Source organism: Halochromatium sp. NSM3 (assembly GCF_059621085.1).
In genome coordinates this window covers 1-17,565 of sequence record NZ_JCAQIA010000038.1, presented here as the reverse complement: position 1 = coordinate 17,565, position 17,565 = coordinate 1, and the positions used below count along the sequence as shown (strand labels likewise).

Sequence of the window (17,565 nt, the reverse complement as noted above, 5' to 3'; positions counted from 1 at the left end):
CAAACGCTACCTCGCCAAGATGCGACCGGCGAGCGCCTCGCCGCTGAGCCACGCGCCCTCGACACGGGCGCCGTTGCACCAATCGCCACAGGCACCAATACCAAGTGCCGGGTCCCAGAGGCAGCCGTCCTCCAGCGGCGTTTCGACCAGCGAGTACAGCCAGCTATGCGACTGGCGCCAGGTGATCGCCGGCAGCGCTCCGCCGGCCACCTCGACAAGCGCCGCAAAGGCCGCAAGCATGGCCGCCTCCACCTCCTCGCGCGCATCATTCAGATGCTTGCGCGTCCAGTCCGGCTCGGCATGCAGGACCCAGCAGTGCCCGCACCCAGTTGATCCCACCGCCGGCTCCACAGCCGGCCCCACGGACGACTCCCCGACTGCATCCCCAAGCGAGCTTCCAGCCGGCACCAATCGTCCCGGCTTGCTGCTATCGCGCGCGACCCAGCGCAACGGTCCCTGATTGACGAAGACACCGTCGAACGCCAGTGGCACCGGCGCAGCGAATCCGAGCATGAGGGTCCAGCAAGGGGTGTAGTCGACACAGGCCGCCTGCGCCGCGAGCCGGGGTGCGTCCATCAACAGTTCGGCGGTCTGCGGCGCCGGCGCGCTGACGACCACCCGGTCGAAGCGGCCAAGCTCCTGACCGGCATCATCGCTGAGCTGCCAACGGCCTCGGCACCAGCGCGGCGGCATCACCCGCGTCTCCAGCCGCACATCCAAGCCCTCGACCAGCTCGCGGCCGAGCGCGCTCATTCCGGGCACCCCAACCCAGCGGGTTGTCTCCTGCCCAGCGGTGGTGAATCTGTCCCCATCGAAAGCGCCGATGCGCCCGTCCCAAGGCGCCACCAGACCACGCTCGGCCCAGGTCTGCACACAACGCTGAAAACGCGGATCGCGTGCTGTGAAATACTGAGCGCCATGATCGAAGCGCAGCGTCTCTCCGCTCGGCTGCGCGGCGCGCCTTGTTGCCGCCCGCCCGCCACAGCCACGCGATTTCTCGAACAGGCTGACCTGATGCCGCTGATCAGCCAGCAACCGCGCCGCCGCCAGCCCGGAGAGACCAGCGCCGATCACCGCGATCCGTAACGCGCGCTTTGCCGCCGGCGCCATCATCCGCCGACCATCTGCGTTGGGGGCCGAGCCGCGAGCGCGGCACCGGTCTGGAAATCGGCGGGGGCGGCAGAGACAATAACCATGGGCATCGCGACGAATTGGCAAAGGGAGGTGACCGAGGGAGTGTGACCGACGCCGCTGGAGATCGTTCCGGCAAGCAACAACAGCAACGCAGACAACGCCTATGTCCACCGGATATCAACAGCGAATGCCCTTTGGCACCGCCATCGCCGCCGACGGCAGCGTCAGCTTTCGGCTCTGGGCGCCCGCCGCGCGGCATGTCGAGCTGCTCTGGAGCGCCGGCCCCGCGCAGGTAGAGGCGTCATTCAGCATGAACCGCGCCGACGACGGTTGGCACCGTCTGACGCTCGCCCAGGCGCACGCCGGTGACCGCTATCGCTATCGAATCGACGATGGCCTCGCCGTCCCCGACCCCGCCTCGCGCTTCCAGGCCGACGATGTCCATGCTCCGAGCCAGATCATCGACCCGCTCGCCTTCGACTGGGGCACGGCCGAGGCCGCCTGGCGCGGCCGACCTTGGCACGAGGCGGTGCTCTATGAACTGCACGTCGGCACCTTCAGCGCCAGCGGTGATTATGCCGGCGTCGAACGCCGCCTCGACCACCTGCTCGAACTCGGCGTCACCGCCCTCGAACTGATGCCGCTGGCGGACTTCCCGGGCCAGCGCAATTGGGGCTATGACGGCGCCCTGCTCTACGCACCCGACGCCTGCTATGGCCATCCCGACGCGCTCAAGCAGCTGATCCGTGCCGCCCACGAGCGTGGCCTGATGGTGCTGCTCGATGTGGTCTACAACCACTTCGGTCCCGAGGGCAACTACCTGCATTGCTATGCCCCAGCCTTCTTCCATCCAGACCACCACACGCCCTGGGGCGCCGCGATCAACCTCGACGGCCCACAGGCGCAGTGGGTGCGCGAGTTCTTCATCCAGAACGCCCTCTACTGGCTCGAGGAATATCGCTTCGACGGCCTGCGGCTGGATGCCGTCGATCGCATCATCGATACCAGCCAGCCCGACCTGCTCGAGGCGCTTGCCGAGCGCGTGCAAGCCGGCCCGGGCCGCGAACGCCAGATCCATCTGATCCTCGAGAATGATCATAATGACGCGCGCCGGTATGAGCGGGACTCTGCGGGACAGCCGCGCCACTTCACCGCCCAGTGGAATGATGATCTCCACCATGCGTTGCATCATCTGCTGACCGGCGAGACGGATGGCCCTTATCAGGATTTCGTCTCTGACTTTGGCACAAGCTCCGACCCAAGCCCCGAGGACTTGACGACTGACCTGATCGCCCGCGCGCTGACCGAAGGCTTCGCCTATCAGGGCGAGCCTTCCGCCTTTCGCGAGGGCCATCGGCGCGGCACCGCGAGCGCGCATCTGCCGCCTGCAGCGATGGTCAACTTCCTGCAGAACCATGACCAAGCCGGCAACCGCGCCTTCGGCGAGCGCCTGCACCAACTGATCCCGCGCGAGGCATTGGATGCCGCCTTCGCCCTCGTCCTGCTCGCCCCCTCACCGCCGCTGCTGTTCATGGGCGAGGAATTCGACGCCGAGAGCCCGTTCCTGTTCTTCTGCGATTTCGGCCCCGAGCTTGCCGACGCGGTGCGCGAGGGCCGGCGCCGCGAGTTCGCCCGCAGCGCCGCCTTCGCCGACCCCGCCAGCCGCGCCACCATCCCCGACCCCAATGATCCGGAGACCTTCGAGCGCTCGCGCCTCGACTGGCGCTGGCGCGACGACATTGACCACCGCGACCAGCCGATCGGCGCCGAGACGCCTGACGGCTCGCAACAACGACGCTTCTCCGCCTGTCAAAGATTGCTCGCTCTGCGCCACGCCCGGATCGAACCGCTGATTCCGCTGATCCAACCGGGCGGCGAGGCCGTCGTCTTTGGCCTAGGCCGCCTGTCGGCGCACTGGAACACGAGCGATCATCGCCAGCTGCGGCTCATCGCCAACCTCAACGCCGAGCCGGTCGAGCTGCCGAACGAGATCAAGCCGCCATGCCGTGCGGACCTCATCCTTGCTCATCGGCCAGGGACTGAACCGACACGCGATCCGGCCAATGCCCCCGCCACCATGGACGCAAGCCAGCTCGCACCCTGGTCGGTCCAATGGTCGATCGAAGTCGAATCCTATGAGTCCACCGCGAGGCGCGGTAACCAATGACCCGACCGCCGGTGCAAAACACCCGCCCGTCTGCACTCACTCATCGAAAAAACCGAATGACCCGACGGCTTTTTCCGAAGAGATCGACCCATCACCCGGCGATGACTGTCGATATGATCGAGTCACGCCAACCACCAGAGACGTGTTGGAGCGCGTAGGGAACGCGCGCTTTGGTTGCGTCAATTCGGTGTATTTAAACCAACATCGGGGTATTTCAGCCAGTGGTACGCTGAGAATCAAGCCTCTAGCGAGGCCGCAAAGTGGCACCGACGATGATCTACTGGCGGTGGAAGGCAACAAGGCCCGCTACATCAGCGCTCGCTTGTCCTCACGTGGATATCGGCATTGACCTTGCAGCAGTAGCGATGCGTCATCACGCCGGGTCTGTTGCCTCACGCTCATTCCCTGGCTGCTGGCGTCCAATCCCGCACTCTGACCCATCAACCAAGGAGCCGAATCCCGATGGCCGATTCCTCCCAAGGTCTCCATGAAGAGGCCTCCGAACTCAGAGGGATGAGCGGCGAGACGGCGAGAAACCTTCGTCAATATTCCACGGCGCCCGCCGTCAGCTGTGCTCATGCCTTGAGCAGAGCGTGATCAAGACGTGGTCTGGAAGCCTTCGGCCTCCCAACCCGTCATCCCGCCAAGCACGCTGTAGACCTGCCGATGACCATGGGCCTTGAGCAAGCTGGCGGCGACCGATGAGCGATAACCGCTGCCGCAGATCGCCGCGATCGGCCGGTCCTTCGGCAGCTCGTCGATGCGCTCGACGAGTTCGGCACCGGTGATGTGCTGGGCTTGCGGGATGTGCCCAGCGCTCCATTCCGCCGGCTGGCGCACATCGAGCACGAGCAGATTGCGATCCTTGTCGAGCGCTTGGCGCAGGTCATGCACCGTCCATTGGGGCAAGATCTCAATCGGTTTGCCAGCGGTGCGCCAGGCGAACATGCCGCCCGCGAGCCAGCCGCGCGGGAGCGGATAGCCGATGCGCAACAGCTGCCAACAGACCTCCCAGAGGTCAGCAGCGCGTTCGAGCAGCAGAATGAGATCACGATCCGGCGGCAGCATGCTGCCGGCCCAGGTCGTGAAGCTGTCGCCGATACCGACATTGATCGCACCCGGGATGTGGGCCGAGAACGCCTCGGGCGAGCGGCAGTCGACGACCAGGGCGCCGGCTTCGCGCGCCGCCTCGAACTCATCGATGCCGAGCGGCGGTGGGTCAGCCAGCACGCCGAGCAGCGGCGGGCCCTCGGTATTGAGCTTGCGCATCCGTGGCCAGTACGGCGGGACCGCCGGTAGATCGGTCAAGTCCATGCACTGGCGCACGAATTCGTCGCTCGACGAGAGGCTACTCAGAACCTGATTCAGGCGCCGTTCGTAACCGATCGTGGTCGACAGGCGGCTGCCGATATTGCCACCGCAGAGCGAGCCGGACACATGGGTCGGGAAGACCTCGACGAAATCCGGGAGCGGCAAGATCCTGTGCTGAAGGGTCTCGCAGAAGGCCTCCGCGCCCCGACGCGTTCCCTCCTCGCCGCCGAGCAGGTCCGGTCGCGCCAGATCGCCGACCAAGAGCGCGCCGCCCGAGAACAGGATCGCCGGCTCCTCACCGCGCGAGCGGTCGGTGACCAGCAGACTAATGTGCTCCGGCGTGTGCCCAGGGGTGTGCATCAGCTCGAAGCGCACCTCGCCCATCTCGAGCATCTCACCGTCGTCCATCGCCCGCACCGGATAGCCGACCTCGGCACGCGCACCGGCGAGAAGCTGGATCTCGCCGCGCTCGGGCAGTTCACAGATGCCGCTAAGGTAGTCGTTGTGCTGATGGGTATCGCAGGCGTAGCGGATGCGCATGCCTTGCTCGCGCGCCTCGGCGAAGTAGGTCTCGACATCGCGGCGCACATCGAGCACCAGGGCTTCTCCCGAGTCCTCGGAGCCGACCAGATACGAGGCATGGCCGAGACTCGGCAGGTAAAACTGTTTGAAGAACATCGAAGCGCTCCTTCGGCACGGGAAACTTGCAGGTTCCGTTTTGATTGCAAAGGTCGCGCCAGTCCCGAATCCAGCCAGCCCATCCGCCCGTCAGGCCCTTCGCGCAGCGCTACCCGACCGGCCCCACGCAACCCACTCAGCGCAACCGGCTCAGCGTACCGCGCGGTTGGTATATCGCCGTTTTGAAATATCGACTGGCTGGAATCTCAGGGGCTGGGCCGCGTTTCGGTCCACTCGGCGGACTATCCCAGCGGTCTCTATCAACCAGCGATTGGGTTAAATACACCGCTCCGCCGAACTGAACCCGGTCGAGACACCACCACGGCACCCTGGCACGGCCCCTGCAATAAACCAGTCACTCTCAACTCACTAGAGGACGAGATGCCTCCGACGCCACCGTTCGGCTGACTTTGCTGGTCACCGGTCATGGCATCGTCCATGTGATCGACCGCGTGATCCTGAACCCGCCGCGCTCACCCGCGCGACTCCCGTCGTTGCCGATCCGGCGGCTGAGGATGACACCGTCAGGCAACAGAACCCCATCATCCACGCCAACCAGCGCAGGAGTCATCATGAACACCTATGTATTGGCAACCGCCCAAATCCCGGAGATCCGCTTTGCAATCTCGCGCTTGCCCGCTAAACAACCGCTCTCGTGGCTGCGAAGCGGTTTCGACGACCTCATGGCCGCGCCCATTACGGGTCTGCTCTACGGCCTGGCAGTGGCGGCGCTGGCGTTTCTGCTCGTTTCGCTGACACTCGGCGTCAACCGCTTCTACTTGGTGCCATTCATCTTCGGTGGCTTTTTAGTCCTTGGCCCGATCCTCTCGGTCGGGCTGTTGGCGATGGCGAAGCACCGTGAGCGACAGGACGAAAAAGCCAGCGTGACGGTGCGGCGCATCCTCGCGGCCAATACCTCGGGCCTCTCGCTCATGGGGCTGTTCCTGCTGATCGTCTTCATCAACTGGATCATGCTCTCGAATCTGCTGTTCGGCGGGGTCTTCCATGAGCTGATGCCGAACTACTCGGAGGTACAACGGCTGCCGGCGCTATTCGGCCAGAGCTGGCCGTTCGCGCTGGTGTTCGGCGGCGTCGCGCTGGTGTTGGCTTTGTTCGTGTTTCGGATCACTGCGGTGTCGCTGCCCATGTTGGTCGATCAGCGGATTGACCCCGTCAACGCGGCCTTCGCGGGCTGGCGGGCCGTGGGCGATAACTGGCCGGCGATGGCCCTCTGGGCGGTTTTGATCGCGGTGTTGACGACGATTGGCATCCTGACCTTCTTCGTCGGCCTGATCGTCGTCACGCCGATCCTTGGCTATGGCAGCTGGCATGCCTATCGCGAGACGCTGATCCCGGATACGAAAGCAGCCGGCAGTCATGAAACGGCCATCTAGAAACGTCCATCGAAGCCGCTCGCGCGGCTCTGGCGACGTCCCTGCCCTTCAAGCGCCGAGCCGCGTGATCTGGCCCGCCAACAAGGAGCGTCACCGCTCGGCGCTAGCGAAGCGGATGAAATCACGAGGAAGATGAGCGACCGCCCGAATGCGTGATCTGATGGCACCGCTGCGGCGCTTCTTGAGGCACGCTCGATCAACCACCAGCCGCGCAGCGGCGTTCGCCGGCCGCGGCACAAGGGGGCTGCATTATCTCTGGCGCCTGCTGATCTGGTCTCGGATCTCGGCGGGACGCTTCGGGCTAGTGCCGATCGAGCTGCCGCCCGAGGTGCTGTGCCGCAAAGGGATCGAGACACCGCCGCCGCACCTGCGGGTCGCGGGTCATGCCCAGGCAACCGCCTTCGAGCGTGGCTTCGCCGAGGTCTATGCGTTGCTGTTCGCCAACCTGCAACAGGCCGATCTGCTGTCGCCGACGCGCCACGCCATTCCTGGCCCCGCGTTTCGCGGCGTCTATCTCTGGGATTCGGCGTTCATCGCGCAGGTCTGGCGCTGGTGGGACGCCGAGGTCGCCGCCGAGGTTCTCAGAGCGGTCATCGATCTGCGCGACGGTGACCGCCTCCAGCATGTCGTCACCGAGTTCCATCAGTCAGGCTACACCCAGCCGCCATTGATCGGCTGGGCGGCGCTTGACGTCATCGACGCACTGCCCAAGGATCAGGCCCAGTCGCTGCTCGAGCACGCCTACGAGCCCCTGCGACGCTATCAAGCCTGGCTCGAAGCAAACCGCCAGCTCGCCGATGGTCTCTACTTCTGGGCCCATCCCTACGAATCCGGCGTCGAGAACGCACCGCGCTTCAGCAACGCCGACGAGAGTTCCCTGCGCGACACCCGCACGATCCGCGCCACCGATTTCAGCAGCTATGTCGTGCTGCAGCTGGAGGCCCTCGCGCGGATGGCGCTGGGTCTGGACCAAGCAGGCGATGCCGCCAGGTTCGAGGCCAAGGCGGCCGCTCTGCGCGCCTGCATCGACGAGCGGCTGTGGGATGAGGCGTCCGGACTCTACCTCGACCACGATGGCGCGGGCGAGCCGTTACGGGTGGCCACCATCGCCTCGCTGATGCCGTTATGGGCCGGCGTCCCGGATCAGACCCGGGCCGCCCGTCTGGTTCGACAGTTGACCGATCCAGACCGCTTTGGCACCCGCATGCCGCTGCCGTCGGTCGCCCGCAACGAGCCGAGCTTCGAGAAGGACATGTGGCGCGGTCCGGTCTGGATCAACACCGCCTATGCCGTCGTCCAGGGGCTGTTGCGCTACGATCGGCAGCGCGAAGCCGGTGAGCTGGCGTTTCGGCTGTGCCAGGGCGTCTACGAGGTGTTCGAGCGCGAGCGGCGCATCTATGAGTTCTATGATCCCGATGTCCCACATACCCGAGCATTGCGCCGCAAACACGGCAACTGGTGGAAGGCGCTGACCCTTGGCCGGGGACCGCAGCGCGAATTCGTCGGCTGGACCGGTCTGGTCAATAACCTGGTACTCGAGGTACTGCTTGGACTCGAGCTGAGGCCAAATCACCTCAGTCTCTGCCCACGACTGCCGCCGGCCTGCCGGGGCATGCGGCTCGAGGTCGACCTGCCCGTGGTTGGCCTCGCGCCAAACCTCCCCCCAGACGGCTTGGAGCGGGGGCAACCTCCGTTGGACCCTCAGCCCCTGAGCCGACTCCAAGTTCAGCTGCGAATGTTGGAGAACGACCGCTTCGAGGGATCGGTCAGCCACCAAGGAAAGGTCGTGCACTTCCACGCCGGATTTGCCGAACGTATCCCGATCGACCAATTACTGCAGAAGGCCTAGCCATGCGCTACTGCGACCTGACCCTCGCCTATACCGAAACCAGCGGTGGCATCCGCACCTATATCGACCAAAAGCGCCGCTGGATCGCTGAGAACAGCGACGACGAGCACGTCCTCATCATCCCCGGCGACCAGGACCGCTCGTCGCGGAGCGGCCGACTGCGGACGATCGAGCTGCAGAGTCCGCTGATCCCCGGAGCACATCCCTACCGTTTCTTTTGGCGACCGGACAAGGTCCGGCACGCGCTCGAACAGAGCGCCCCGGACATCGTTGAACTCGGCAGCTTCTTCGTCGAGCCCTGGGCCGCCTTTCGCTACCGCGACGAATGCCGTCAGCACAACAGGCACTGCCTGGTCTCGGCCTATTTCCACACCGATATCGCGCACGCCTACGTCGGCGCGCCCTTGCGGCACCTGCTGGTCGATGGCGTCGAGGAGGTCAGCGAGACACTCGCGGCCTGGGGAAACCGCGTCAGCGATGTCGTCGAGGATGGCGCCGAGGCGAGCTTTGGGCAGATCTTCAGCCGCTGCGACCTGACCTTGGCGGCGACAGCGGCGCAGGCCGCGCGCATCGCCGAGTATGGGGTCAGCGGCACCGAGATCGTCCCGCTCGGCGTGGATCTCGACCAATTCTCGCCCGAGAAATGCAGCACCGAGTGGCGACGACAGCAGGGGATCGGTGACGATGAGGTACTGTTGCTCTATTGCGGACGGCTCGACAGCGAGAAAGCAGTTACCCTGCTCGTCGATACCTTCGAGCAGCTTGCCGACCGGCCGCGCTTCCATCTCATCTTGATGGGCGAAGGGCCGCTGCGCGCGCAGCTCGAGGAACGCGCCAGGCAGCTGCTGCGGCTTCGCGTGCTGCCCTTTGAGCGCGACGGCACTGCCTATGCCCAGGTCATGGCCTCTGCCGATGTCTATGTCACCGCAGGCCCCTACGAGACCTTCGGTCTGGCCGTGGTCGAGGCGCAGGCCTCTGGGCTACCGGTGGTCGGCGTCGATGCCGGCGCCTTACGCGAGCGCGTGGCACCGGATCTCGGAAGGCTTGGGCCGGTCGATGACGCCGGCGCCATGGCCTCAAACATCCTCGACGTCGCCGCACAGCGCCAGCCGCTCGGGGCGGCCGCACGCCGGCATGTGCTGGAGTCCGGCTATGGTTGGGACTCGAGCTTTCGCCGGCTGTTCGCGATCTACCGGGACGCGGCCGGGAGACAGCAGCCCTAGGGTCACTCGGCACCGAATTTGCTTCGTGAACCAGCGAGCGCTGGCGGAGCGGCGCCCATCCGGATATCCAATTCGACATCCCGCCCCTCCGTGCCTTCGGTCGGGATCCTCCGTATGGCCACCCGCTAGACCAGCTTTGGCTGTATCTGTCGGCAATGGCCGTCATCGTCGGCGCCGGCATCAATGCCGAGACCGAGCGCCAGACCGCGCGCGACAGCACAGTAGGCGAGGCCCGGCCGCGCGGGGAGCGCGGTGCCGAGGTCGCGGATCACCTGCCTGGGGAGCAACGCCACGCCGAGCGCGAGGGCCGATAAGGAGGTCAACCGCCCCTCGGGGCACTCGCGTCAAAACACCCGCTGTTCTGGCAAATGCCCCAACACTCCCGCGTGATTTTGATCGAGGGTAACCGATCAACGACACCGCAGCGCCTAGCGCCTAGCGAGTCACGGCCATTCCGCCCCCGGATAACGCGCAAGAACGGGTGCGCCTCTTAACCTGCGGCGCTTGCCTCACAATCCGCTCTAGGAGCTTCCTTCAATGCGCCAGCCGGCATTCAACTACTGTATCGTGACCGATCTTCCCGCGACCCTGAGCCTCGACAACGGCCAGATCGTCGATGGCACCGCGTTCAACCTGAGCCGCTCGGGTGTGCTTGTACGCACCCAAGTATCCTGTCCACCGGCGACGTCCGGGACGCTGACATTGCAGACAGGTGGCAGCAGGTACCTGCACCTACCAGTAACCGTGGTTCATCCGGGCAGCCGGCTGGTGGGCTTGATGATGGGTGTGCTGGATAACGACTCAAGCGCTGAGGTTGAACGCCTGCTCAGTGGCAAGCCTGCGGACGACTTGAGCGAGCCGTCCGGACTGCAGCACCGCCTCGCCGAGGCCGGTCAGGTCAGAGAGGCGGTCTGAGCCGCATGATCAATAGCTTGGACCGGGCGTCGCTCCAGCCACGCCGGCTTTCGTCCAGTCATTGAAGATCACCGTCTCCATCCCTTGCGCGGGCACATTGACCTCGCGGACGAAGGTTTTCTCGAAACCGTTCGCGGCGACCTCATAGCGACCGGCCGGCAGCTTGGCCATCAGCCAGGGGCCGGGGGAAAAGGCCCGCAGTACCGGCACGCCATCGGGCGTGGTGATGCTCACCGCGACATCGCCCAGGTAATTGCCCTCAGCAACCGCAAACTCGAGCTTCAGATTGTAATCGTCATACGCGTTCATCAGATGTTCGCGCGCCGACTCACCGACGCCACCGCTCAGCCAAGGCGTGCCGAGGTAGGTGCCTTGATCGAGCGGGGCTTCGTGCTCGGTCATCGTGGCGTCCGCAGCCAGCGCGACGCCGATGCCGCCCAGGGAGAAGGCGATCGAGAGTGCCGCGATACGTTGTAAACGTTTAGTCATCAGAAGACTCCTCATAGTGACGCAGTGGTTGATTGAACGATCGTGATGCAGACGCTGATTGGATTGGCCACCCGGACTGAAACAGCAGTGCGAGCACCGAATGCCCTTCTCGCCGCCGGCAAACGCCCAGCGCCACCCCCTGCGTCAGCGTCTCGAATCAACCGAGGCAAAAACCATGCCTCGGCTCAGATCAGCCCACCTCCCACAGCGCAAGCCCCCTCGAAGCGTGTTGGGTCGTCTTGATTCGGTGCATTTGAACCAGCGCTGGGGGATTTGCAGCAGACTGGACCGCTAGCAATCAATGTTAATCGCAAGCGCCAGCCGGCTGCCGCACCGGACGCGAGACCTGATAGCGCATCAAGCCTCTGGTGGCTCTGAAACTGGCACAGGATCTGCAGAAAGTTAGGTTGAGGCAAAGCCTGTGTTGGTCAGACGGGAACCCCTTCTGCGCCGGACGAGCTGAGCCTTTCATTGACATGATCAAAGAGGTGAAGGCGATGAATTGGGACGAAATCAAAGGCAAGTGGAATCAACTGCAAGGCCAGGCCAAGATCCGCTGGGCGAAGCTGACCGACGATGATCTGTTGGCTGTGGAAGGCAACAAGGATGAGCTGGTCGGCAAGATTCAGGAACGTTACGGTATCACCAAGGAGGAGGCAGAGCGTCAGGTCGACGAGCACCAGTGGTCGTAACTGCTCAAGCTGATAGAGAGCCGCCGGCGCAGCAGCCGGCGGCTGCCCGAGCCGCCGAGGAAGAGCGCCGAGGGAAAACGAAGACACCCTGTCGGTAACTGCGGCCGGCGTTCACGACATCGACACAATGCGGCATCAATTCGGCGCCCAAGACGTTCCCTCTGCCTCGGGCGCCTCCTGATTCTCCATATAGGTTCTAGCCTCCTCGCCAGGATTCGGGAGACCGGCAAGTCGCCAGACCTCGATCGGGCCGCCGAACAGGGCCAGGATACAATCCGCGTCCAGCTCGACCTCGCGACACAGGATCGACTGCACCGGCAGCATGCCGGTTCCGAGGTAATCAGCGCGCACATGATCAATGACGCGCCAGTGCGCCTCGCTCAGCTCGCCGAGGTCCATCTCTGCAGCGAGCGCCAGTGTCAGGTCGCGGCTCCACAACTCTGGCTCCTTGAGGAATCCGTGTTCGTCGAGCAGCTCTGTATCGAGACGCTCATCATCACGCGCCAGACCATCCGGGCGCGGCTTCTGATTGGGCTTCTCTTTGGCCATCTCATACCTCCAATTTGTCGGAATCAATCGTCCCACCGCAGCACATCTCGGACAACGGCTCTGCGCGGGCTCTCTATCGCATCAAGCAAGGCCCGCACCAAGCCGAGACGGTTCCGTCCAGCGCGCGGTGCGACAGATCCAGCCGCGACAAAACCCCTGCGTCAGCGGGCGACGCCAAAGCCCTCATCCACGGTGTGGGGCGGGATCGGCAGGCCAGCGATCTGGAGCCCCTGCAGCACCGGTCCATCCGGAAACAGTCGGCGCAGATGGCGGCGCCCGCCCTGCTCGGCGAATTCGGCGTCAAGTTGATCGGAGAGATCCCGGCCGCTCTCCGGCATGCCATGCTCAAGATAATAGTCGCGCAGCGTCTCGATCACCTGCCAATGGTCGTCGCTCATCTCGATGCCGAGCGACTCGGCGGTGCGGCGCCCCTCCTCAGGGCTCCAGTCTTCAAGTTCGATCTCGCGGTCGGTTTGCCGAGGGCTTGAAGTGTCAGGGTTATCGATGACCTTTAGGATGTCTGCCATGGTCCGTTTCCTCTCTTGATTCATGCAACGGGAGCAAGAGCCCCCGATGTCGGGGCGGGGGTAAAGGCCCGTAGGCGGTTCATCTGCACCAATCGCAGCGGACCGCCGGGTACCCTCACCAGTGATAAAGCATGTGCGATGCCAGTTAGCCCAAAAGATCACCGTCGCCAAGAGGCGAGACTGCGGCAGCGGCAACATCAGTGGCTGGCGTTGACGCTGAAACGGTGTAATCTCATGTTAAAGAGACCGCCATGCTTCGGAGTCATCTGATGAATGCCAAGTCTTCTGAAACCGATTTCCCAATCGTTTGCGTGGGCGGATCGGCCGGCGGTCTCGATGCCTATACTCGGTTACTCCAGAATCTGCCGAGCGACATGGGGGTTGCGGTCGTCTTCGTGAATCACCTGAGAACCGTGACCACCTACCTTCATGAGATTCTTCCAAAGTACACATCAATGCCGGTGGAGTTGATCACCGAACGATTACTCATTGAGCCGGATCATGTGTTCATCATCCCGGAAAAACGTGATTTGCACATTCTTGGTGAGGAGTTTCGCCTCAAGCCGATCTCGAAGCCGAGAGGATGGCTGGACGTGATCACGGTCTTTCTGCGCTCACTGACCGAGCATTGGACTGGCAAGCTGATCGCTGTCATCGTCTCTGGCTACGATGGCGATGGTTCGGCGGCACTCTGTGGGATCAAGGACGTGGGGGGGACCACCATTGCGCAGACGCTCGATAGCTCCGTGCAGCCAGACATGCCTGGGAGCGCGATGGCCAGCGGCTGTATCGATTTTGTGCTCTCGCCGGAAGCGATCGCGCGGAAGATTGCCAGCATTGCCTGCGGAGATTAGGGCGGGGGCTCGGCCTCATTCGACGTCAACCGCTGCGGTCAAAATGCGCCGCATCGACTTCCTCGTCCCGGTAGTGAGAATCAGTCCATGCGCGCGGCAACCCTTCGCCGGAGGGGAACAGCAGTTCCTGCTTATCGATGGCTTCGGGTTCTTGCGCTTCCTCGCCGTAGTTCAGTCGCATCGTGACCTGCTCATGCAGCGGATTCATCAGGTCTTTCAGCTCAACGACCTGCATGAGCTTTCCAGTTGTTTTGTGCTTGAGAATCATGGGTCCTCCGGGATCATCAGCTATTGACGGGGTCCACATCTCAACGTCCAGAGGCTGAGACGTAGCTCCGTCGGTTTCAAGAATCAATCATGCGGCTCGCCGCTCAGGCGCCTCGGCCACGCCCCGCACCGCTTGCCAGTAGCGCTGCATCCGGCGGTCGAGATGCTTGGGCTTCTCTGCGTACAGGCGCGAGCCGAGCCAATAGGCCGCGTCGCGAAGCTGCTCGCTGCGCTGTGCCGCGAGCGCGAGCAGGATCTGCTCGGGATCATTGCTCGGGCTCAGCTCATCGGCCTTTTGGATCACCAGCTCGAGCACCGCAAGGTCATGATCATCGCCAAGCAAGTCGCCAAGGTGCTTGACCTCTTTGTGCGTCGCTTTGAGCAAGCGGGGCCAGGCCGCGCGCACCAGCCTCAGGTGATAGCGCAGATACTTGGCGCGCTTGCGCCATTCATGGAATGCCACGACGCTCGGCTCCGCATAGGCCTTTTGCATGGCTCGACGCCCGCGTTTGTAGGTCTTGCGCAGGCCGGCTCCGATCAGAGACCAACCCGCGTCGTCATGCGCAACATCGGGCGGAACCTCCCACTCCGGAACGCGTTCGCGGGCCGCGACCAAGGCGGTGCGCGTCTGATCGAGCTGCTCGTCGAGGGCTTGAGCGCCAGCCGCGACCCCTGCCTTGTGCTCCTCGAGCCGTTGGCGCAGCGGAGCCAGCGACTCAGGTTCGATATTCGCGCGGAAATGATCGATCAAGGCGTCGAAGGTCTCGATCACCGCTTCGGCATCACGCAGCTCCGACAGCGAGGCGGCGGCATCGCGGAAGGCCGCGTTCTCGTGCTTGTAGAGCCTAGGCGCCGCAGGTCGAATCAGCCGCAGCAGGCCGCGCAGCTTCTTGCAGTCCTTACGGACCTCATGCACGGCTTCGTGCGGTGCGGCCTCGGCGGCGTCGATCTGCTCGACCGCGTGATCGATCAGGTCGGTGGCAATGCGCCGCACCTCGGTGTCAAGCGGCTGTGCTGGATCGAGTTCGTAGTCCATTGCGCTTACGCGTCCTTCAATACCGCATGGCAGCTGAGACAGCCGGAGTCGTAGCCGGACTCGGCGCGATCCTCAAGGCCCGCGATCCAGTCAGGCATCCGCTGGCGCTCCCAATCGGCAGCGAGCGCTTCTAGCCGGTCGCCCTCGAGTTCGGCGAGACTTCTGAGCATGGAAACCTCCATTCGTCTGGGGCTGGCGCGGCAAGCAAGAGGGCAGCCGCACCGCTGCTGCATTGCGTGACCTAGGGACGAGCAGAAATCGGGCCAGCCCGGACAAGCCCCGTGGCGGTGCGCGATGGCCCGGGCGTCAGCCTGCTGGACTGGGGCATAGGCCCCAGTGGTGCGGCATTTGAACCACTGCTTCCAATGCGTCGACTCGGCATCGGCTGAATCGATGCTCCAAGCGGCTGGCCCTGCCTTGGTTGGTGGTACTGATTTTTGAGGCGAAGGCGTTACACATCGCCATGGGGCGGCAGCAGGCAACGCGGCGGATCACGCGGTTGGCCCAGCTCGCCTACGGCACCGGCGGTCCGCCCTGTGCCGAGCTGCTCTCTATACGCCGGCGTTGCTGCACAATGCTTTCGCTGGCATGCAGTTCCTGAGGCTCGAGGAGTATGAACTCGAGCTTCAGGAAGGCAGTAACAGAGCGCCTTCTTACAGAAGTACCAGTCGCTGCACTCATAGCCTTCGGCCTGCTCGGCGGTGGTCGGTGGTGGCACGATGACCTGATCGCCGGGCTGCCAGCCCTCAGGGGTGGCCACGCCATGCTCGTCAGAAGTCTGCAGCGCCTTGACCAGGCGCCCGAACTCGTCGATCGAGCGGCCGTTGCTCATCGGGTAGTAGACCCACGCCATTGGGGTCGATGATGAAGGTGGCGCGCACCGCCGAGGTGTCGCTGGCGCCGGGCTGGATCATGCCGTAGGCCTTGGCCACCTGCATCGAGAGGTCAGCGATGATCGGGAAGCCGATCTCGACAACCAGCTGAGGCGACAGCAGACTTCGACAGCACTGTCGCCTGGTTCGGCAATCCGGACTGGGGGCTCGGCCTGCCCTTCCCGACGTTGATGGCCTTCCTGGCCGCGTCCACCGAAACCGTCGGCGCGGTGCTCCTCGTGGCCGGCTTTGGCGTGCGTCTGATCTCGATCCCGCTGATCGTCACCATGATCGTGGCGATGGTCACAGTGCACTGGCAACACGGCTGGCTGGCCATCGCCGAAGGGGCCGGCTCGCTGTTCGCCAATGAGCGCACGGTGGCTGGGTACTCCAACGATTGAATGGGTCAGCCCGGAGCACGCGCCGCCAGCTCGGCCCCCAGCTCAGCATCTGGCGCAGCGGTGCGTTGTCTTCGACCAGCAGCAATGGCGTCGCTGGATCACAGCCGCGCTGCGCCATGCCCAGCACCTCAAGTCGGTTGAGGTTGCGATGAACGAGGTCGGTCTGCCCTAGATCCAAGGCGGCCATCATGAACGCTCGCCCGGCGCAAGACAAAGGCGTCGGTGGAGGTGTCATAGTCCTGAGCATGCTGTGCCGGCAGCTCCTCGGTCGCCATCGCGCTCTCGCGCGGTTGGATGCGCTCGAAGCGGCGCGCGTTCTCGCGGCGCACGATGGTCTTCATCCAGCCCAAGGCAGCCGCTGGGTTCTGCAGCCGTGCGAATGAGCGCCAGGCCCGCAGCAGGCTGTCTTGGACTAGATCCTCGGCGATCTGCTGGTCGCCAGAGAGTCGGTAGGCGTACTTGAAGAGGCTGTGGCGGTGAGTCTCGGCGAGGGCCTCGAAGCTTGGCGCCTCGCTGGCGGTGGTCGATGGGGCGGAAGCGAGTGCAGCAGAAACAGACATGGAAGAACTCCCGAAGTCGATGAGTGATCTGTCTGCGCTATCGCAGCTCCTGTGCCAGTTTTTAATGCCCTGTTTTTGATTGACTTTCGAGAAAGCGAGCAAGGCCGACAGAACGTTTCGTTAACACGATCCGTTGCAACGCGGTATCGGATCGCTGCAGTGCGCCCGAGCCACATCCCTCATCGGCTCGAAAGATCTGCTGCGCGCGGCGGGTCTTCATCCGATATTCCAAGCGCTATCCGCGTCGCGCAGAAGGCTCAACCCATGAACTGTCTCTCCTTTCGTCGCCAACTGTTGGTCGATCCACAAGGACGACAAGCCGATCTCCAAGCCCATGCGGCGCAGTGCGCGCCTTGTGCGCGCGCGCTGCAGCAGGCGCTGGCCTTCGAGGCAAACCTTAAGGCCGCCCTACTGCTCGATTATGCAGACGGTGATGACGATGACGCGCATCGCGAGGGCGCGTCCGATGACCGCAGCGATGCGGACCCGCCGGAGTCGGCCTATTGTCTGTCTGGTCAATGAGATGAATCGACGTCTCACCTGCGGCCCATTGAAGCTCGTTCGATAAGCTCAGACCGGCATCGCGCAGCGAGCACCCTCCACCGAGCGGCCCAGGTGCAGCAGCTCGATACGCTCGGGGCGCTCCA

General features: G+C 64.1%; 18 protein-coding genes and 2 pseudogenes. 10 read left to right on the top strand and 10 right to left on the bottom strand.

Annotation, left to right across the window (positions count from 1 at the left end):
• Positions 1 to 6 precede the first annotated feature (6 nt).
• Positions 7 to 1,113, bottom strand: a complete 1,107-nt coding sequence (locus AC54T3_RS14305) for an NAD(P)/FAD-dependent oxidoreductase (RefSeq protein WP_496625776.1) — start codon at positions 1,111 to 1,113, stop codon at positions 7 to 9.
• 208 nt (positions 1,114 to 1,321) lie between these two features.
• On the opposite strand from AC54T3_RS14305, the gene treZ reads away from it, so the two are divergent.
• Positions 1,322 to 3,301, top strand: a complete 1,980-nt coding sequence (gene treZ / locus AC54T3_RS14300; protein WP_496625775.1) for a malto-oligosyltrehalose trehalohydrolase — start codon at positions 1,322 to 1,324, stop codon at positions 3,299 to 3,301.
• 597 nt (positions 3,302 to 3,898) lie between these two features.
• Here treZ and AC54T3_RS14295 read toward each other — a convergent pair.
• On the bottom strand, positions 3,899 to 5,290 hold the full coding sequence (locus tag AC54T3_RS14295; protein ID WP_496625773.1) for an MBL fold metallo-hydrolase: 1,392 nt from the start codon (positions 5,288 to 5,290) through the stop codon (positions 3,899 to 3,901).
• A gap of 572 nt (positions 5,291 to 5,862) precedes the next feature.
• Here AC54T3_RS14295 and AC54T3_RS14290 point away from each other — a divergent pair.
• From AC54T3_RS14290 to AC54T3_RS14270, 5 genes are all read left to right on the top strand, one after another.
• Positions 5,863 to 6,684 carry a DUF2189 domain-containing protein gene (locus AC54T3_RS14290; RefSeq protein WP_496625771.1) on the top strand — a complete coding sequence of 274 codons (822 nt, stop codon included), beginning with the start codon at positions 5,863 to 5,865 and terminating at the stop codon, positions 6,682 to 6,684.
• A gap of 148 nt (positions 6,685 to 6,832) precedes the next feature.
• Positions 6,833 to 8,533, top strand: a complete 1,701-nt coding sequence (locus AC54T3_RS14285) for an MGH1-like glycoside hydrolase domain-containing protein (RefSeq protein ID WP_496625769.1) — start codon at positions 6,833 to 6,835, stop codon at positions 8,531 to 8,533.
• A gap of 2 nt (positions 8,534 to 8,535) precedes the next feature.
• Positions 8,536 to 9,756 carry a glycosyltransferase gene (locus tag AC54T3_RS14280; protein WP_496625768.1) on the top strand — a complete coding sequence of 407 codons (1,221 nt, stop codon included), beginning with the start codon at positions 8,536 to 8,538 and terminating at the stop codon, positions 9,754 to 9,756.
• 155 nt (positions 9,757 to 9,911) lie between these two features.
• Positions 9,912 to 10,070 (top strand): hypothetical protein, encoded by a 159-nt coding sequence (locus tag AC54T3_RS14275; RefSeq protein WP_496625767.1) that lies wholly within the window; start codon positions 9,912 to 9,914, stop codon positions 10,068 to 10,070.
• A gap of 223 nt (positions 10,071 to 10,293) precedes the next feature.
• Complete coding sequence (locus AC54T3_RS14270; RefSeq protein ID WP_496625765.1) at positions 10,294 to 10,671, top strand: PilZ domain-containing protein; 378 nt, start codon at positions 10,294 to 10,296, stop codon at positions 10,669 to 10,671.
• A 9-nt stretch (positions 10,672 to 10,680) separates the two neighbouring features.
• On the opposite strand, the gene AC54T3_RS14265 is transcribed toward AC54T3_RS14270, so the two are convergent.
• Positions 10,681 to 11,160, bottom strand: coding sequence for a hypothetical protein (locus AC54T3_RS14265; RefSeq protein ID WP_496625763.1), 480 nt, complete (start codon positions 11,158 to 11,160; stop codon positions 10,681 to 10,683).
• Between the two features lie 497 nt (positions 11,161 to 11,657).
• Here AC54T3_RS14265 and AC54T3_RS14260 point away from each other — a divergent pair, with 497 nt between their 5' ends.
• Positions 11,658 to 11,852, top strand: a complete 195-nt coding sequence (locus tag AC54T3_RS14260) for a CsbD family protein (protein WP_496625799.1) — start codon at positions 11,658 to 11,660, stop codon at positions 11,850 to 11,852.
• Positions 11,853 to 11,987: 135 nt separating this feature from the next.
• On the opposite strand, the gene AC54T3_RS14255 is transcribed toward AC54T3_RS14260, so the two are convergent.
• Positions 11,988 to 12,401 carry a TusE/DsrC/DsvC family sulfur relay protein gene (locus AC54T3_RS14255; RefSeq protein ID WP_496625762.1) on the bottom strand — a complete coding sequence of 138 codons (414 nt, stop codon included), beginning with the start codon at positions 12,399 to 12,401 and terminating at the stop codon, positions 11,988 to 11,990.
• Between the two features lie 161 nt (positions 12,402 to 12,562).
• Entirely contained in the window at positions 12,563 to 12,928 is a 366-nt protein-coding gene (locus AC54T3_RS14250) for a TusE/DsrC/DsvC family sulfur relay protein (RefSeq protein ID WP_496625760.1), read from the bottom strand.
• A 269-nt stretch (positions 12,929 to 13,197) separates the two neighbouring features.
• On the opposite strand from AC54T3_RS14250, the gene AC54T3_RS14245 reads away from it, so the two are divergent.
• Positions 13,198 to 13,782 carry a chemotaxis protein CheB gene (locus AC54T3_RS14245; RefSeq protein WP_496625759.1) on the top strand — a complete coding sequence of 195 codons (585 nt, stop codon included), beginning with the start codon at positions 13,198 to 13,200 and terminating at the stop codon, positions 13,780 to 13,782.
• 25 nt (positions 13,783 to 13,807) lie between these two features.
• Here the strand turns inward: AC54T3_RS14245 and AC54T3_RS14240 are convergent, their stop codons facing one another.
• The 4 genes and pseudogenes from AC54T3_RS14240 to AC54T3_RS14225 form a co-directional block, all read right to left on the bottom strand.
• Positions 13,808 to 14,050 carry an acetyltransferase gene (locus AC54T3_RS14240; RefSeq protein WP_496625757.1) on the bottom strand — a complete coding sequence of 81 codons (243 nt, stop codon included), beginning with the start codon at positions 14,048 to 14,050 and terminating at the stop codon, positions 13,808 to 13,810.
• Between the two features lie 87 nt (positions 14,051 to 14,137).
• The gene (locus tag AC54T3_RS14235) at positions 14,138 to 15,085 is read right to left on the bottom strand and encodes a CHAD domain-containing protein (RefSeq protein ID WP_496625756.1); all 948 of its coding nucleotides are present in this window, start codon (positions 15,083 to 15,085) and stop codon (positions 14,138 to 14,140) included.
• Between the two features lie 5 nt (positions 15,086 to 15,090).
• The gene (locus AC54T3_RS14230) at positions 15,091 to 15,255 is read right to left on the bottom strand and encodes a hypothetical protein (protein WP_496625754.1); all 165 of its coding nucleotides are present in this window, start codon (positions 15,253 to 15,255) and stop codon (positions 15,091 to 15,093) included.
• A gap of 473 nt (positions 15,256 to 15,728) precedes the next feature.
• Positions 15,729 to 16,059, bottom strand: a pseudogene (locus AC54T3_RS14225) (redoxin domain-containing protein); the annotation flags it as partial.
• Between the two features lie 26 nt (positions 16,060 to 16,085).
• On the opposite strand from AC54T3_RS14225, the pseudogene AC54T3_RS14220 reads away from it, so the two are divergent.
• Positions 16,086 to 16,358: pseudogene (locus AC54T3_RS14220) on the top strand (HvfX family Cu-binding RiPP maturation protein); the annotation flags it as partial.
• A 128-nt stretch (positions 16,359 to 16,486) separates the two neighbouring features.
• Here AC54T3_RS14220 and AC54T3_RS14215 read toward each other — a convergent pair.
• Positions 16,487 to 16,918: a sigma factor gene (locus tag AC54T3_RS14215; RefSeq protein ID WP_496625753.1), complete on the bottom strand. Its 432-nt coding sequence runs from the start codon at positions 16,916 to 16,918 to the stop codon at positions 16,487 to 16,489.
• A 264-nt stretch (positions 16,919 to 17,182) separates the two neighbouring features.
• Between AC54T3_RS14215 and AC54T3_RS14210 the strand changes: the two genes are divergently transcribed.
• The gene (locus AC54T3_RS14210; RefSeq protein WP_496625752.1) at positions 17,183 to 17,440 is read left to right on the top strand and encodes a hypothetical protein; all 258 of its coding nucleotides are present in this window, start codon (positions 17,183 to 17,185) and stop codon (positions 17,438 to 17,440) included.
• Positions 17,441 to 17,565 lie beyond the last annotated feature (125 nt).

Bases quoted from the DNA above. Each gene is read 5' to 3' on its own strand.
- AC54T3_RS14290 (WP_496625771.1), top strand. From the start codon at position 5,863: ATGAACACCTATGTATTGGCAACCGCCCAAATCCCGGAGATCCGCTTT.
- AC54T3_RS14255 (WP_496625762.1), bottom strand. From the start codon at position 12,401: ATGGCCAAAGAGAAGCCCAATCAGAAGCCGCGCCCGGATGGTCTGGCG.
- AC54T3_RS14250 (WP_496625760.1), bottom strand. From the start codon at position 12,928: ATGGCAGACATCCTAAAGGTCATCGATAACCCTGACACTTCAAGCCCT.
- AC54T3_RS14285 (WP_496625769.1), top strand. From the start codon at position 6,833: ATGCGTGATCTGATGGCACCGCTGCGGCGCTTCTTGAGGCACGCTCGA.
- AC54T3_RS14260 (WP_496625799.1), top strand. From the start codon at position 11,658: ATGAATTGGGACGAAATCAAAGGCAAGTGGAATCAACTGCAAGGCCAG.
- AC54T3_RS14235 (WP_496625756.1), bottom strand. From the start codon at position 15,085: ATGGACTACGAACTCGATCCAGCACAGCCGCTTGACACCGAGGTGCGG.
- AC54T3_RS14245 (WP_496625759.1), top strand. From the start codon at position 13,198: ATGAATGCCAAGTCTTCTGAAACCGATTTCCCAATCGTTTGCGTGGGC.
- AC54T3_RS14305 (WP_496625776.1), bottom strand. From the start codon at position 1,113: ATGATGGCGCCGGCGGCAAAGCGCGCGTTACGGATCGCGGTGATCGGC.
- AC54T3_RS14210 (WP_496625752.1), top strand. From the start codon at position 17,183: ATGAACTGTCTCTCCTTTCGTCGCCAACTGTTGGTCGATCCACAAGGA.
- AC54T3_RS14215 (WP_496625753.1), bottom strand. From the start codon at position 16,918: ATGTCTGTTTCTGCTGCACTCGCTTCCGCCCCATCGACCACCGCCAGC.
- AC54T3_RS14230 (WP_496625754.1), bottom strand. From the start codon at position 15,255: ATGCTCAGAAGTCTCGCCGAACTCGAGGGCGACCGGCTAGAAGCGCTC.
- AC54T3_RS14240 (WP_496625757.1), bottom strand. From the start codon at position 14,050: ATGATTCTCAAGCACAAAACAACTGGAAAGCTCATGCAGGTCGTTGAG.
- treZ (WP_496625775.1), top strand. From the start codon at position 1,322: ATGCCCTTTGGCACCGCCATCGCCGCCGACGGCAGCGTCAGCTTTCGG.
- AC54T3_RS14270 (WP_496625765.1), top strand. From the start codon at position 10,294: ATGCGCCAGCCGGCATTCAACTACTGTATCGTGACCGATCTTCCCGCG.
- AC54T3_RS14265 (WP_496625763.1), bottom strand. From the start codon at position 11,160: ATGACTAAACGTTTACAACGTATCGCGGCACTCTCGATCGCCTTCTCC.
- AC54T3_RS14280 (WP_496625768.1), top strand. From the start codon at position 8,536: ATGCGCTACTGCGACCTGACCCTCGCCTATACCGAAACCAGCGGTGGC.
- AC54T3_RS14275 (WP_496625767.1), top strand. From the start codon at position 9,912: ATGGCCGTCATCGTCGGCGCCGGCATCAATGCCGAGACCGAGCGCCAG.
- AC54T3_RS14295 (WP_496625773.1), bottom strand. From the start codon at position 5,290: ATGTTCTTCAAACAGTTTTACCTGCCGAGTCTCGGCCATGCCTCGTAT.